Origin of the sequence: Roseomonas marmotae, from assembly GCF_017654485.1 — a bacterium.
Classification (GTDB): Bacteria; Pseudomonadota; Alphaproteobacteria; order Acetobacterales; family Acetobacteraceae; genus Pseudoroseomonas; species Pseudoroseomonas marmotae.
This window is the reverse complement of sequence record NZ_CP061091.1, coordinates 2,410,940-2,425,069: the sequence shown is the minus strand read 5'-3', so window position 1 is coordinate 2,425,069 and position 14,130 is coordinate 2,410,940. Positions and strand designations below refer to the sequence as shown.

General features: G+C 68.7%; 18 protein-coding genes and 2 tRNA genes. 15 read left to right on the top strand and 5 right to left on the bottom strand.

The genetic code is table 11. The annotated features are described in order from the left end of the window. Nucleotides 1–16: 16 nt before the first annotated feature. A complete protein-coding gene (locus IAI58_RS11505; RefSeq protein WP_207447498.1) occupies nucleotides 17–685 on the bottom strand; it encodes an alpha/beta hydrolase in 669 nt (222 codons plus the stop codon). Nucleotides 686–1,098: 413 nt separating this feature from the next. Here IAI58_RS11505 and IAI58_RS11500 point away from each other — a divergent pair, with 413 nt between their 5' ends. The 7 genes from IAI58_RS11500 to IAI58_RS11470 all read left to right on the top strand — a co-directional run bounded on the left by IAI58_RS11500 (nucleotide 1,099) and on the right by IAI58_RS11470 (nucleotide 6,144). Beyond that, nucleotides 1,099–1,572, top strand: coding sequence for an Rrf2 family transcriptional regulator (locus IAI58_RS11500; RefSeq protein ID WP_237182428.1), 474 nt, complete (start codon nucleotides 1,099–1,101; stop codon nucleotides 1,570–1,572). After that, complete coding sequence (locus IAI58_RS11495; RefSeq protein WP_207447496.1) at nucleotides 1,569–2,660, top strand: cysteine desulfurase family protein; 1,092 nt, start codon at nucleotides 1,569–1,571, stop codon at nucleotides 2,658–2,660. Before IAI58_RS11500 ends, IAI58_RS11495 begins: the two co-directional genes overlap by 4 nt. 40 nt (nucleotides 2,661–2,700) lie before the next feature. Continuing rightward, a complete protein-coding gene (locus tag IAI58_RS11490) occupies nucleotides 2,701–3,891 on the top strand; it encodes a cysteine desulfurase family protein (RefSeq protein ID WP_207447495.1) in 1,191 nt (396 codons plus the stop codon). 10 nt (nucleotides 3,892–3,901) lie between these two features. Continuing rightward, on the top strand, nucleotides 3,902–4,225 hold the full coding sequence (locus IAI58_RS11485; protein ID WP_207447493.1) for a ferredoxin family 2Fe-2S iron-sulfur cluster binding protein: 324 nt from the start codon (nucleotides 3,902–3,904) through the stop codon (nucleotides 4,223–4,225). A gap of 2 nt (nucleotides 4,226–4,227) precedes the next feature. Further along, nucleotides 4,228–4,920, top strand: coding sequence for a TenA family protein (locus IAI58_RS11480; protein WP_207447491.1), 693 nt, complete (start codon nucleotides 4,228–4,230; stop codon nucleotides 4,918–4,920). After that, nucleotides 4,917–6,023 carry a tRNA 2-thiouridine(34) synthase MnmA gene (mnmA, locus tag IAI58_RS11475; RefSeq protein ID WP_207447489.1) on the top strand — a complete coding sequence of 369 codons (1,107 nt, stop codon included), beginning with the start codon at nucleotides 4,917–4,919 and terminating at the stop codon, nucleotides 6,021–6,023. The genes IAI58_RS11480 and mnmA overlap by 4 nt, the downstream gene beginning before the upstream one ends. Nucleotides 6,024–6,067: 44 nt before the next feature. Next, nucleotides 6,068–6,144: transfer RNA gene (locus IAI58_RS11470), tRNA-Met, on the top strand. A gap of 28 nt (nucleotides 6,145–6,172) precedes the next feature. Here the strand turns inward: IAI58_RS11470 and IAI58_RS11465 are convergent. From IAI58_RS11465 to def, 4 genes are read right to left on the bottom strand one after another with little or no spacing between them, the layout of a single operon-like run. Next, entirely contained in the window at nucleotides 6,173–6,718 is a 546-nt protein-coding gene (locus tag IAI58_RS11465) for an NUDIX domain-containing protein (protein WP_207447487.1), read from the bottom strand. A gap of 39 nt (nucleotides 6,719–6,757) precedes the next feature. Next, nucleotides 6,758–7,519, bottom strand: coding sequence for a tRNA pseudouridine(38-40) synthase TruA (gene truA / locus IAI58_RS11460; RefSeq protein ID WP_207447485.1), 762 nt, complete (start codon nucleotides 7,517–7,519; stop codon nucleotides 6,758–6,760). Next, nucleotides 7,520–8,440 (bottom strand): methionyl-tRNA formyltransferase, encoded by a 921-nt coding sequence (gene fmt, locus IAI58_RS11455; RefSeq protein WP_207447483.1) that lies wholly within the window; start codon nucleotides 8,438–8,440, stop codon nucleotides 7,520–7,522. Then, nucleotides 8,437–8,970, bottom strand: a complete 534-nt coding sequence (gene def, locus IAI58_RS11450) for a peptide deformylase (protein ID WP_207447482.1) — start codon at nucleotides 8,968–8,970, stop codon at nucleotides 8,437–8,439. The genes fmt and def overlap by 4 nt, the downstream gene beginning before the upstream one ends. A gap of 148 nt (nucleotides 8,971–9,118) precedes the next feature. Here def and IAI58_RS11445 point away from each other — a divergent pair, with 148 nt between their 5' ends. From IAI58_RS11445 to IAI58_RS11410, 8 genes are all read left to right on the top strand, one after another. After that, nucleotides 9,119–9,592 (top strand): Hsp20 family protein, encoded by a 474-nt coding sequence (locus IAI58_RS11445; RefSeq protein WP_207447481.1) that lies wholly within the window; start codon nucleotides 9,119–9,121, stop codon nucleotides 9,590–9,592. 149 nt (nucleotides 9,593–9,741) lie between these two features. Next, complete coding sequence (locus tag IAI58_RS11440; RefSeq protein WP_207447480.1) at nucleotides 9,742–9,984, top strand: hypothetical protein; 243 nt, start codon at nucleotides 9,742–9,744, stop codon at nucleotides 9,982–9,984. A gap of 192 nt (nucleotides 9,985–10,176) precedes the next feature. Beyond that, nucleotides 10,177–10,251 (top strand) — tRNA-Thr (locus IAI58_RS11435). A gap of 180 nt (nucleotides 10,252–10,431) precedes the next feature. Then, entirely contained in the window at nucleotides 10,432–11,385 is a 954-nt protein-coding gene (locus IAI58_RS11430; protein ID WP_207447479.1) for a polysaccharide pyruvyl transferase family protein, read from the top strand. A 108-nt stretch (nucleotides 11,386–11,493) separates the two neighbouring features. Continuing rightward, the gene (locus IAI58_RS11425; protein WP_207447478.1) at nucleotides 11,494–11,931 is read left to right on the top strand and encodes a Tat pathway signal protein; all 438 of its coding nucleotides are present in this window, start codon (nucleotides 11,494–11,496) and stop codon (nucleotides 11,929–11,931) included. Between the two features lie 10 nt (nucleotides 11,932–11,941). Next, a complete protein-coding gene (locus IAI58_RS11420) occupies nucleotides 11,942–12,691 on the top strand; it encodes a MotA/TolQ/ExbB proton channel family protein (protein ID WP_207447477.1) in 750 nt (249 codons plus the stop codon). Between the two features lie 5 nt (nucleotides 12,692–12,696). Then, entirely contained in the window at nucleotides 12,697–13,149 is a 453-nt protein-coding gene (locus IAI58_RS11415) for an ExbD/TolR family protein (protein WP_207447476.1), read from the top strand. Nucleotides 13,150–13,162: 13 nt separating this feature from the next. Next, nucleotides 13,163–14,104 carry a TonB family protein gene (locus IAI58_RS11410; RefSeq protein WP_207447474.1) on the top strand — a complete coding sequence of 314 codons (942 nt, stop codon included), beginning with the start codon at nucleotides 13,163–13,165 and terminating at the stop codon, nucleotides 14,102–14,104. The last annotated feature ends 26 nt before the right edge of the window (nucleotides 14,105–14,130 follow it).

Below are 14,130 nucleotides of genomic sequence, written 5' to 3'. Positions count from 1 at the left end.
AGACAGGCGAGGCTGCTCAATCCGCAGCCATGGCCATGCGCGTGCGGTTCAGCATCGTCTGGACATGCTCCTCGGCAGCATTGGCGACCTTCTCGGTCTGCTGCGGCGTGAAGACATGCCCGGCGCCTTCCATGACGCGATAGTCGATCTCGATACCGCGCTGGGTGTTCAGCTTGTCCACCAGCTTCCGCACCGACGGCTCCGGCACCAGCTCGTCATCCTGGCCATGCAGGATCAGGCCGGAGCAGGGGCAGGGCGCCAGGAAGCCGAAATCATAGTGGCTGGCGGGGGCCGAGATGGAGACGAAGCCGCCCATCTCCGGCCGGCGCATCAGCAATTGCATCCCCACATAGGCACCGAAGGAATAGCCGGCGACCCAGAGCATCGAGGCATTCGGATTGACCGCCTGGATGAAGTCCAATGCCGCAGCCGCATCCGAAATCTCGCCGATGCCACCGTCATAACGGCCCTGGCTACGCCCGACACCGCGGAAATTGAAGCGCAGGACCGAGAAGCCCATGTCCTGGAAGCGCCCGTAGAGCGCATGGACCACGCGGTTGTTCATCGTGCCGCCATGCAGCGGATGGGGATGAAGCACGAGAGCGACAGGCGCATTCGGCTGCTTCGAATGGTGGTAACGACCCTCTAGCCGGCCATCAGGCCCGGCGAACATGACTTCAGGCATCGTCCCCTTGCATCCAGTACGGTGGGCGCGGCAGCGCCCGGTTGGGAAACCATTTGCCAGGACCCGCCGCATACGGGATCTGCCACCTTCGGCCGGTACTCCGCACAGTCCTTCCCTCAACAGCGCGGCGTCGCTCGGCCGGGCAGTTGACGGCGTGTGGCAGGGTCAATAGCGTCCGTCATCGTGACCTGGATCACGGATGTCGGACTCTTAAGTCGGCCTTAGGGCCCGGGACAGGCTTCCTCCTTCCCGGTGCCGCACCAATATAGGCAAAGCTGCGCCGATTTCATAACAGAATTACCGTCCCGCCACTCTCGGCAGGGCAATCCTTATTTAATCTATGCGCCGCCTGGCGAGCGGCATGAGGAAGAAAACCAGCCATGCGGCTGTCAACACGCGGTCGGTATGCGGTTATGGCCCTGGTCGAGCTGGCCGCCCGCACGACCGAGGATGCGGGGCTAGATGACTGCCATGCATGTGACGCAGATCAGATCGGACACTGCCGGCCGATCAGCCTGTCGGAGATAGCCGGCGCCCAGCACCTTTCCCTGGCCTATCTGGAACAGATTTTCGCGCGACTCCGCCGTGCTGGGCTGGTCGCCTCGGCACGGGGTGCCGGCGGTGGCTATCGGCTGGGGCGCCCGGCCTCGCAGATCTCCGTCGGCGAGATCATCGAGGCGGTGGACGAGCCTATTGTCGCCACCCGTTGCGAGAGCGACAGCCCTGGCTGCCTGGCCGGCCAGCAGTGCCGCACGCATGACCTCTGGCATGAGCTGGGCGAACAGATTCGCCTCTTCCTGCATCATCTGTCGCTGGCGGATGTGGTGACGGGCCAGGTGCTCGGCCGTGCCATGCCGCCCGCTCCACTGCCGGTGAAACAGTCATGACGACGGCCTTCTATCTCGATGCCAATGCCTCGGAACCGCTGCGGCCGGAGGCACGCGCGGCGGTGCTTGCGGCGCTGGACCTGCCGGGGAATCCTTCCTCCATCCATGCGGATGGCCGCGCCGCCCGGCGGGTGCTGGAGCGCGCGCGCGCGCAGGTCGCCGCCCGCTTTGGCTGCCGCCCCCGGGACGTGGTCTTCACCTCCGGCGCCACGGAAGCCAATGCGATGGCCATCCATGGGCTGGCCTCCGGGCGGCGCCTCCTGGTCGGCGCGACGGAGCACCCGGCCGTGCTGCGCGCGGCTCCCGATGCTGGCCTGCTTCCGGTATTGCCTGACGGGCAGCTCGACCTGAACGCCCTGGAAGCAGCCCTGGCGGAAGGCCCCCCGGCCCTGGTCTGCGTGATGGCCGCCAATAATGAGACAGGCGTGCTGCATCCGCTTCAGGACGTGATGCTGCTCTGCCAGCGCCACGGCGCGCTGCTGCATGTCGATGCCGTGCAGGCCGCAGGGCGCCTGCCGCTTTCGCTCACCGAACTCGGCGCCGATTCCATGGCGCTCTCGGCCCATAAGATGGGCGGCCCGAAAGGGGCTGGCGCCCTGCTGGTGCGCCCGGGTCTGGATCTCGCGCCGCTGCTGCCCGGTGGCGGCCAGGAACGCGGGCGCCGTGGCGGGACCGAGAGCCTGCCCGCCATCGCGGGATTCGGCGCGGCGGCGGAGGCAGCCGACCCTGCCCTTGCCGGTCGTCTGGCCGTGCTGCGCGATGCGATCGAGGCCGGGACCGGCCTACCTGTGCTTGGCGCCGGGGCGCCGCGCCTGCCCAACACCACATGTCTGCTGCTGCCGGGCACCCCGGCGGAGACGCAGGTGATCGCGCTGGATCTGGCGGGGATGCGGGTCTCCTCCGGCTCTGCCTGCTCTTCGGGAAAAGTGGCGGCCAGCCATGTCCTGCTGGCGATGGGCGTGCCGCCGCAGCAGGCCGGTTCCGCCATTCGCATCTCGCTGCCCTGGAACGCGCCGGAGGATGTGGCCGAACGGTTCCTGGAAGCCCATGCTGCCCTGCGCGCCCGCCTGGACCGCCGCGCCGCCTGAGCATTGGAACCCGGCAACCTCGCCGACACAGAGTCCCACCATGCCCATCAGCAACCGCCCCATCTATCTCGACAACCATGCGACCACGCCGCTGGACCCGCGTGTCCTCGCGGCCATGCGCCCGTGGTGGGAAGAGAACTTCGCCAATCCCCACAGCATCGAGCACATGATGGGCCGGGCGGCCGAGGAGGCGGTGGAGGCAGCCCGGGCCCAGGTCGCAGCGCTGATCGGCGCGGAAGCGCGGGAGATCATCTTCACCTCTGGCGCGACGGAATCGAATAATCTCGCCATCAAGGGCGCGGCCCGCTTCGCGGCGGCTCAGGGTGATTCGCGCCGCCGGGTCATCACCGTCGTCACCGAGCATAAATGCGTGCTGGAGAGCGTGCGTGACCTGGCCGCGGAAGGCTTCGAGCCGGTGGTGCTGCCGGTCGGTCCCGACGGGCTGCTGGCGGCTGAGGTGCTGCGGGAGGCGCTGCGCGAGCCGACCCTGCTGGTCTCCGTCATGGCCGTGAACAACGAGATCGGCACGGTGCAGGACCTGCCGGTGCTGGCTGCCCTGAGCAAGGAGGCCGGCGCGCTGTTCCATACCGATGCCGCCCAGGGCGTGGGGCGGATCGCGCTGGATGTCGGCACTCTGCCCGCCGACCTCGTCTCCATCTCCGGCCACAAGATCTACGGCCCCAAGGGTGTCGGTGCTCTCTATGTCAGGCGCCGGCCGCGGGTACGGCTGGCGCCGCTTTTCTCCGGCGGCGGACAGGAGAGAGGGCTGCGCTCCGGCACCCTGCCGGCGCCGCTGCTGGTGGGGCTGGGTGAGGCGGCGCGGATCGCGGCGGCGGAGGCGGCGCTGGATGCCGGGCGGATACGGGCCCAGCGCGACCGTCTCTGGGCGGCTTTGCAGCAGGAGGTGCCGGGACTGGTGCTGAACGGCGGAGCCGGGCAGCGCGTGCCGGGCAACCTGAACATCGCTTTCCCCGGCGGCGTCACGGCACAGGCGCTGATGGCGGCAGCGGCGGATGAGCTCTGCGTTTCCACCGGCTCGGCCTGCTCCTCGGCCGAGGTGGAACCCTCCTATGTGCTGCGTGCCATCGGCGTGCCGGAGGCGGCCGCAAGGTCAAGCTTGCGGATCGGCATCGGACGCTTTACCTCGCCGGCCGATATGGACCTCGCAGCGGCAGCACTGGGCCGTGCCTGGCGTCAGGTCCTGTCCGAAACCCGAAACGCGGCGGAGTAGAGAGACGGCGATGCCGAAGATGACCTTCATCGAGCGCGATGGTTCCCGTCGCGAGGTCGAAGCGCCCTTGGGCCTCTCCGTACTGGAGATCGCGCACCGCCATGGCGTGGACATCGAGGGTGCCTGCGAGGGCAGCCTGGCCTGCTCCACCTGCCATGTGATCGTCGACCCATCCTGGTTCCCCAAGCTGGTGGAGCCGACGGAGGATGAGGAGGACATGCTCGACCTCGCCTTCGATCTGCAGGAGACATCCCGACTGGGTTGCCAGCTCATCATGACCGAGGAGCTGGACGGGCTGGTGGTGAAGCTGCCGGCCGGCAGCCGGCACGCCTGACCATGGCATTCCCGTCGCCCTACGGAGTGCCCGGCGGGCTGACGCAGCGGCTGCGGGAAGCCTGCGCGGCTCGCTGGGATGCCTATTGCTGGCATCCCTTCGTGCAAGGGCTGGCGGAGGGCACGCTGCCTCTGCCGGCCTTCCAGCGCTACCTCGTGCAGGACTGGCTCTTCCTGATCCAGTTCGCGCGCGCCAAGGCGCTGGCCGCCTTCAAGGCGGAAAGCCTGCCGGCGCTGCGTGGCAAGGCCGCGGGCCTCAGTTCGATCCTGGCCGAGATGCAGATGCACCTGGCCTATTGCGCCGACTGGGGCCTCTCGGAGGCCGATGTGCTGGCGCAGGTGGAGGCGCCGGAGACAGTTTCCTACACTCGCTGGGTGCTCGACCGCGGCATGGCCGGGGATATCCTCGACCTCGAAGTGGCCCTGGCGCCCTGCACGATCGGCTATGGCGAGATCGCGCGGCGGATCGAGGCCCATCCCGGCCGCCGGCGCGGCGACAACCCCTATGAAAGCTGGATCGGGGCCTATGCCTCCCCCGACTACCAGGCCGTGGCCGCCACTGCCGCTGAGCGGCTGGACGCGCTGGGCGTGAGCCATGGCGGGGAGGCGCGATTCGCCTCCCTCTCCGCCACCTTCAGCGAGGCCGCCCGGCTGGAGGCCGCGTTCTGGCAGATGGGGCTGGAGGCGGGGCGATGAGGATTCTGGTCGCCATGTCCGGCGGGGTGGATTCCTCCGTCGTCGCCGGGCTGCTGAAGGAGGCCGGTCATGACGTCATCGGCGCCACGCTGCAGCTCTACGACTATGGTGAGGCGGTGCAGAGGAAGGGTGCCTGCTGCGCCGGCCAGGACATCCACGATGCCCGTGACGTGGCGGACCGGCTGGACATCCCCCATTACGTGCTGGACCGGGAGAGCCGCTTCCGCCGCGCCGTGATCGAGGATTTCGCCGACTCCTACGCGCGGGGCGAGACGCCGGTACCCTGCATCCGCTGCAACCAGACCGTGAAGTTCACCGACCTGGTGGAACTGGCGAAGGATCTGGGGGCCGAGGCGCTGGCCACCGGTCACTACGTCCGGCGTGTCGATGGGCCTCAGGGGCCGGAGCTGCACCGGGCCGTCGATCCGTCGCGCGACCAGTCCTACTTCCTCTTCGCCACCACGCCGGAACAACTGGCCTTCAGCCATTTTCCGCTGGGGAGCTATGCTTCCAAGGCCGAGGTGAGGGCGGAAGCCGCGCGTCTCGGCCTGAATGTGGCCGCGAAGCCGGACAGCCAGGACATCTGCTTCGTGCCGCGCGGCAACTACCACGAGATCGTCGCGGACATTCGCCCGGAAGCGGCGCAGCCCGGCAGCATCGAGCATGTCGATGGCCGCGTGCTGGGCACCCACCAGGGCATCGCCCGCTTCACCGTCGGGCAGGGACGGGGCCTGGGTCAGGCTTCACGGGACGGCGAGGAGCCGCTCTATGTCGCCGCCCTGGATGCGCCGCGGAGACGAGTGGTGGTCGGTCCCCGCGCAGCCCTGGCGGCGCCGGAGGTGACGGTGGGTGAGGTCAACTGGCTGATGGCTCCGCCAGCGGCTCCGCTCCGCTGCCAAGTGAAGCTCCGCGCGCGGGAAGTTCCGCAGCCCGCCACGGTATTCTGGGACGCTGGCAGCGCCACGATGCGCGTGGAGCTGGAGGCGCCCGCCATCGCCGCCCCAGGCCAGGGCTGCGTGTTGTATGATGGCGACCGCGTCCTGGGCGGCGGCTTCATCAAGGCCTCCGCGAGGGCGGTTGACAGCGGCGGCAAGGCAGCTTAATTCGCCGCCACCCGAGACGCTGCGGCGGATCGGAAAGACGGTTCGGTGGTGTAGCTCAGCTGGTTAGAGCACGGCACTCATAATGCCGGGGTCGGCGGTTCAAGTCCGCCCACCACTACCATTCCCCGACCGACCATCTTGCTCCTCCATCAAACATCACCTGGAAGCGGGCGGATACCGCGCGGATCCACCGGCGGATTGCTGGCGGGTGGGCCATGTGGCTGGCCCTTCGTGGCGTGCCAGTGGTTCAGCGCCCAGTGGACAGAAGGGAAGGCTATCTCCGCCCAGGGGATGTCCTCCCACCGGAAGACGCGCACCTCCAGGCTCTCGGGTCCGGCGGCCCAGCCGGGCTCCGCCAGCCGGGCGCGGAAGAGGATCTGCACCTGCCCGATCCGGGCGATGGAATAGACGGCCAGCACACCGTCCACGACGATACGCGCCTGGGCTTCTTCCCAGGCCTCGCGGGCCGCGGCCTCCTCCACCGTCTCACCCATTTCCATGAAGCCGGCAGGCAGGGTCCAGAAGCCGGCGCGGGGCTGGATGGCGCGGCGGCAGAGCAGGATTCCCCCCTCGGCCTCCACAACTGCGCCCGCGACGATCTTGGGATTCTCATAGGCGATGAACCCGCAATCGGCGCAGGTCAGCCGCTCCCGCTCGTCACCGGGGTTGCGGATGCGCTGGAAGCGATCGGACATGCGGCCAGCCTGCGTCCTGCGCCGGATGGCCGCAAGGGTTCAGCACCAGTCCGGCGGTTCAGGATATTCGGCGCGGAGGAAGGTCAGGCCATCCGGCGGAGCCGTCTGGCCGGCGCGGGTGCGGTCCCGACCATCCAGGATCTGCCGCGGCCACGTCACGGGGCGGCGGCCGAGCCCCACCTCCACCAGCGTGCCGACCATGTTGCGGACCTGATGGTGCAGGAAGCTGCGGGCGGCGGTGTGGATCACCACCTCCTGGCCATGGCGGCTGACATCCAGCTGGTCCAGCGTGCGCAGGGCGTCCTTGGCCTGGCAGGCGGCGGCGCGATAGGCGGAGAAATCGTGCTTCCCCAGCAGCATCTGCGCGGCCTCATGCATCGCCGCCGCGTCCAGGGGCTGCGGGACGTGCCAGACACGGCCGGTGTCCAGGGCAGGGCGGGGCCGGCGGTTGAGGATGCGGTAGCGATAGGCCCGGCCGCGGGCGGAGAAGCGGGCCGACCATTCATCCGGCGCGCGGGCAACGCTGAGGACGGCGACGGGATAGGGGCGGCTGCGGGTATTGAGCGCCTCCCGGACCCGCTCGGGCGGCAGGTCCGCCGCCAGCTCGATCTGCACCACCTGACCCTCGGCATGCACCCCCGCATCGGTCCGACCGGAGGCCACGGTCTCCGGCAGCACGCCGCCGTTCAGGGGCGCGGCGGCTTCCTCCAGAACCTGCTGGACAGAAAGGGCATTGGTCTGCCTCTGCCAGCCGCAGAAAGGCGCGCCGTCATATTCCAGCAGCAGGGCGTAGCGCGGCATTCAGCCCAGCACGCTGCCGGGCGACATGGAATAGCCGCGCAGGAAGGCATCGGCCGGCATGGCGCCACGGCCGGCCCGCTGCAGGCTTGTCAGCCGCAGCACACCGCTGCCGCAGGCCACGCGAGGCTCGCCATCCAGAACCGTGCCGGGGGCCGCGCCGGAGGAACTCGCTTCCGGCGTGGCGGCGAGCACGCGGATCACATCCTCGCCGTGGCGGAAGAAGGTGCCGGGCCAGGGGTTCAGGGCCCGCACCCGGCGGTCCAGGGAGGCGGCATCCTGCGACCAGTCCAGCCGCCCATCCTCCTTGCCCAGCTTGGGAGCGTAGGTGACGCCTTCTTCTGGCTGGGGGATGGGGTTGGGGTTCTCTTCCAGCGCCCGCAGCACCAGAGGCCCGCCCAGGGTGGCAAGCGCGTCATGCAGTTCCGGCGTGGTTGTGCGCGGCCCGATGGGAACGGAGGCACGCAGCAGCATCGGGCCGGTGTCGAGCCCCTCTTCCATCCGCATGATGGTGATGCCGCTCTCGGTATCGCCGGCGAGGATCGCGGCCTGGATCGGCCCGGCGCCACGCCAGCGCGGCAGCAGAGAGGCATGAATATTCAGGCAGCCACGCCGGGGCGCCTCCAGCATCGCCGGCGGCAGGATCAGACCATAGGCAGCCACGACCGCGACATCGAGATCCAGGGCCGCGAAGGCTTCATGCTCCGCCGTATCCCGCCGCACCCGAGCGGGCGTGCGAACCGCCAGGCCCAGCTCCAGCGCCGCGCGGTGGACGGGACAGGGGGTTTCTTTCTGGCCGCGTCCAGAGGGCCGCGGGGGCTGGCAGTAGACCGCCGCGATCTCATGCCCCGCCTCATGCAGCGCGCGCAGCGCCGGCACCGAGAAATCCGGGCTGCCCATGAAGGCGAGGCGGAGACGGGTCATTCCTGGTCCCGCGCCCTGGCCTTCAGCTCCTTGGCCAGCTTACGCAGCAACATGTTGCGCTTCAGGGCGGAGATGTGGTCGACGAAGAGCACGCCGTCCAGGTGGTCCAGCTCATGCTGGATGCAGGTGGCCAGCAGGTCGTCGGCTTCCATTTCCTTCCGGCTGCCGTCCAGCGAGAGCCAGCGCAGCTTGATGCGCGCCGGGCGGGTCACCTCGGCGTACTGGTCGGGCAGGGAGAGGCAGCCTTCCTCCCGAGTCGAAAGCTCGGTGCTGCGCGCGACGATCTCCGGATTGATCAGGACCAGCGGTTCCTGCTTGTCATCCTTCTGGATATCGACGACTGCCATCCGCAGCATGACCCCGACCTGCGGCGCAGCCAGGCCGATCCCGGGGGCCTTGTACATGGTGGCGAGCATTCGCGGGGCGAGTTCCCGCACCTTGTCGATATCGGCGTCCCCGACCGGGCGCGCCTTGGTGCGAAGCCGCTTATCGGGGACAAGGAGGATGGGCAGCAGAGATTCGTCGGACATGAGAGGGGTGCTGTAGCCGGGCGCGGGCACAGGCTGCAACAGTCGTATCCCCTTGCAAATGGGACAAAAGCGAACAAGATTTCACGTCAGGCGGGGTGCTTCGGGTTCCGCCTTCGTCTCGCTCTCGGATGAGGAGGCTACGCCTTTCATGTCACGATCTTCGTTGTTCGGTTCCCCACTTTTTCTCGGCTTCGATCATCTGGAACAGATGCTCGACCGCGTCGCCAAGAACTCGGACGGCTATCCCCCTTATAATATCGAGCAAACCGGCGAGAATCGCCTCCGCATCACCCTGGCTGTGGCCGGCTTTAGCATGGACGACCTGCAGCTGACGCAGGAGGACAATCAGCTGGTGGTCCGGGGCAAGCAGCGGGATGAGACGGAAGGCCGCATCTTCCTGCACCGAGGCATCGCCGCCCGCCAGTTTCAGAGAGCCTTCGTGCTGGCCGAGGGTATCGAGGTCGAGGGCGCGTGGCTTGATAACGGGCTGCTGCATATCGACCTGAAGCGGCCTCAGCCGGAAGTGCGGGTGAAGTCGATCCATATCGGCATGCGAGGAGGGCAGGGCGGTCGCCCGCTCGTGCATGGCTCGGCGGCCGATGAGGAGGAGTCGCTCCCCTGAGCTTCCGCCTGCCGGAGCGGGGGGCGTGCAAACCTGATGCCTTTCAGGCGTTGGCTTCCAAGAGCGACGCCTGACAAGGATTCACTGCGGTGCGGCACCAGCCGGCCGCGAGCCGGGCCTCGTGAAGGCCGGCAACAGGAGTCACGACGATGAACAAGGACACCATGATCCGCTCTGTCACTGCCGCCGATGCGCTGCGGCACCTGGCGCCCGCCGAGTGGGCCCGCTTCGGCGCGGAGCAGATCGCCTATATCCGTCCGGTGGTGGTCGATGGAGCCCAGATCGTGGCCATCTATTCCGCGGATGGCACGCAGATCGGTGCGGCGCCCGATGCGTCCCTGGCGACCGCCGCCATCCTGCAGCACGAGATGGTTCCGCTGCTGGTGCACTAAGGATGGTCCTGGCCGGCTTGCCGGTCAGGCCGGCGCCTATCTGGCCAGCGATGGAGAGGCGTTGCCGCGGAAATCGGCGGAACCTGCCCCGCCACGGCTGCACCCGGAAAGCTTCGCCCTGACATTTCTTGCGCCTGATGCGCAGGAGGGGAGTTGCCCTCGGACAAGCGGCCCGCTAGATAGCCGCCGTCGGCCGACGTAGCTCAGCGGTAGAGCAACTGATTCGTAATCAGTAGGTCCCCGGTTCAATCCCGGGCGTCGGCACCATCCCCCCCAAATATACCAACATCTCCCTGCCTGGGATCCAGGCCAGCCTGCTGGAGCCTTTGCACCGGCTTCCTGACTTCCTCCGCAGGAAGTGACCCAGGATTGCCGGGATGCCGTTTCGCACCCTTGCCACGCGAGCATTTGCCCGGCAGGTCGCACCTCAACAAAGGCGGGTGTCAGATGCGGATGAACTGGATGCGGGGTGGGCAGTTCGGCAATATGGGGGACCTGTTCGGCCCCATCATCGTCGCTGCCCATACCGGCGAGCCAGTGGAATACGCCCCCACCACCTCCCTCCGGCAACGACTGATTACTGTGGGGACCATCGGCCAGAAGCAGCGCTTTGGCCGGGTCGATATCTGGGGCGCCGGCTTCGGGGGCAGGTCCTCCGGCTTCCGTGTCCCGGACGGCTTCCAGCATCCGGCATTCACCCGTTTCATGCCACATGCTCTCCGCGGGCCCTTCAGCGCCGCCCTGTTGCGCCGAAGCGGCTATGCGGTCCCGGATGTTTACGGCGACCCGGCGTGGCTGCTGCCGCGCCTCTGGCCGGCCAGCCACATCGCCAAGCGGTGGGAACTGGGCGTGGTGATCCATCTGAGTGAGGTGGAGAGCAAGGACCCTGCTGCGCGCGCCCGCGCGGAATTCCTCCGTTACTCGATCCCGGAGGAGATGCGCGGCTCCGTCATTCTGCTCAACACCGTGGTCGAGCGCGGGATCGGGCAGGTGAGGGCGCGGGTGGAAGATATCCTGGCCTGCCGGCGGGTGCTCAGCACCAGCCTCCATGCGCTGGCCGTGGCGGAGGCCTATGGCATTCCCTGCGCGGCCTTCGACTTTCATGCCGGGCCGTCGGGCCGCTTCGCCGTTGATGACGACGCCGTCCCTATCGATCACCGGATGCGGGACTTCTATGCCGGCAGCGGCCGGGACGAGGTGCTGGTTTATCGCAACGAGCGTCACTTGCCGACGGACTGGGAGGCGGCCATGGGCTTCATGGACCGGCACTGGGAGCCCCTGACCTACGACCCGTCGCGGTTGCTTGAAGCCTTTCCGAGGCACCTCGGCCAGATGGAAGCTCTGCCGCGGCCGGAAGCCGTAGCGCGCCTGCCCTCCCTGATTCACCTGGGACGGCACTAAGAGCCCCGAGTCGGGACAGCTAAGCCGAAATTGCGAGTCATTCGCATTGCACATGCGTCGCAGTCGGGCCATAAGCCACTACATCACCGCTGCCCATCGGGAGTCACGATGCGCCGTTCCATGCCCGCCCTGGCCTTCTGCACACTGGCCCTGGCCGCCTCCGGCTGGGCCGCGCCAGCCGCCGCGCAGCAGGCCCAGAGTCTCGGCATCGAACTGAACCGGCTTGAGCCGCAGGGCGAGAACTGCCGGGTCTGGATGGTGGCCCGCAATCCCACATCCGAGGCCATCAATCCGCTTCGCCTGGATCTGCTGATGTTCGGCAAGGACGGCGTCATCGCGCGTCGCCTCGCGCTGGATATCGGTCCTTTGCCCGAGAACAAGACGCAGGCGCGGATCTTCGACCTCGTGGGGCTGGGCTGCGACAGCATCGGCTCCGTGCTGCTGAACGACGTGCTGGCCTGCGGCCCGACGCCCGAGGGGCGGGCCGACTGCCTGCCCCGGCTCACGCTCTCGTCCCGCGTCAACGGCGTGTCATTCGATAAGTAAGGAGGTCGCGATGAATCCGACCGATACGGCGATCGCTTCCGCCGAGACCGCCGTGAATCTGGAGCCCGTCCTGCACGCGGGGCCGGACCTCTCCATGCTCGGCCTCTTCCTGCAGGCCGACTGGGTGGTGAAGGGGGTGATGATCGCCCTGGTCCTGGCTTCGGTGATCTGCTGGGCCATCGTAATCGAAAAGTCGGTCCTCCTCTCCCGGATCAACAGCCAGGTACGGCTGCTGGCGGCCGCAGCGGTGCCCGGTGCCTCCGTCACGCCGCAGGGAGAGGGGCTGACAGCCCAGGCCCTGCGCGCCGGCGCGCGGGAATGGCGCGATGGCCGCGAAGCCGGCGAAAGCCGGGGCGAGTATCGGCACCGGATCGAGCATGCCATGCGTGGCGCCATCCTTGCCCAGTTCCGCCGGGCCGAGCCGGGCCTGCCCTTCCTGGCTACCACGGGCGCCGTTGCCCCCTTCATCGGGCTCTTCGGCACGGTTTGGGGCATCATGAACAGTTTCGCGGGTATCGCCCGCAGCAATGACACCAGCCTCGCGGTGGTCGCCCCTGGCATTGCCGAGGCGCTCTTCGCGACCGCCATCGGCCTGGTCGCCGCCATTCCTGCGGTCATCGCCTATAACCGCCTGATGGTGCGGCTCGGCCGGCTGCGGCAGGAGGCGAATGGCGCTGCCTCGGAGCTGGCCGCAAATCTCTCCCGCCGCCCGCCCGTTCAGGGCCACGTCGCGAGCCGCGCGCACGCGGCGGCGGAGTAGGAGGCATGGCCTTTTCCGGCATGAACTTTGCCCAGGATGATGACGATTCTGCGCTGCCCATGGCGGATATGAACGTCACGCCGCTGGTCGACGTCATGCTCGTGCTGTTGATCATCTTCATGGTCGCGGCGCCCATGATGGTGGTTGGCGTTCCCGTTGAGCTCCCGAAAACGGCTGCCCCCCGCGCCGCCGCGCCGAAGCCGCCCGTGGTGCTGACGGTGACCGTCGATGGCCGCGTCTTCCTGGCCAAGGAAGAGATTCCCGCCGCCGAACTGCCGGCCCGCCTGAGCCAGTTGCACCAGGAGGACCCGGAAGCGCCGGTCTATGTCCGGGGCGACCGCGCGGCGCCCTATGGCGAAGTGCTGCGCGTGATGGGCCGCGTGACGCAGGCCGGCATCAGCCGGGTCTCCCTGATCGCCGAGGTCGAGCCGGGCGCGCCGGTGGTCCAGGCCCGCTGAACGGAGGCCAGCGATGACATCCATCGCCATTCCGCAGAAGGAGGGCGGATCGGGCTTCCGCCTGCTCGGCTGGGGCGCATCGGCCCTGCTGCATGGCGGCGCCCTGGCTTTCCTGATCTATGGCCTGCCACATTCCGTCCCGCAGCCCGCCGGCCCCGAGATCATCCCGCTGGAGATGGCGGCGGCTCCTCCCATGCCAGCGATGGAGGCGACCGAGGCCACGCCGGCGATGGAGCAGGTGCAGGCTGTCTCGCCGGATGCGGCCGTCGCGACTGCCGAGCCGCCACCGGTGGCCGTCACCTCGCCCGAGCCGGTCGCCGCCGTTGAACCGCCCCCGCCAGAAGCGGTGACCGCCGAGCCTCCGCCAGATCTGGCGCCGCCCGAAGTCGTGCAGTCCGTGCAGCCGCAGGAGGTGCAGCAGGCCGTGGCACCCGACGAGGTGCCCTTGGAAGTCGCCGATATCCCGCCACCACCGCCCGCGCCGCCGCCGCCGCCCCCCGTCCGGGCGGCCGCCCCCAAGCTGTCGCCCGCTCCGCTCCGGAGAACCGCGCCGGCAGCACCTTCGCCTTCGCCTTCCCCCGCGCCCGCCCAGGCCAGCTCCGCACCGGCGGTGCCCGCGCCATCCTCCGCTCAGCCCGCGCCGCGGGCGGCGCCCCGGATGGTTGGTGGCGTCACCTCCAACTACACCGACCGCCTCTCAGCCGCGCTGGAGCGAGCCAAGCGTCACGTGATGGGCACGACGGTCCGGCGGAACCGGAACGATGTGGTCATGCTCTACTTCCGGATGCGGCGTGACGGCGCCCTGCTGGCATGGCGCATCACGCAGAGCTCGGGCGACGCGGTGCTGGACCGGGCGGCGGGCGAGCTGATCCAGCGCGCCGCCCTCCCGCCCTTGCCGGCGGATATGCCGGGCGATGTGCTGGAACTGGTGGTTCCGATCCGCTTCAACCGCTGAAGCAGCAAGGGCGCCTCCGGTCCGGA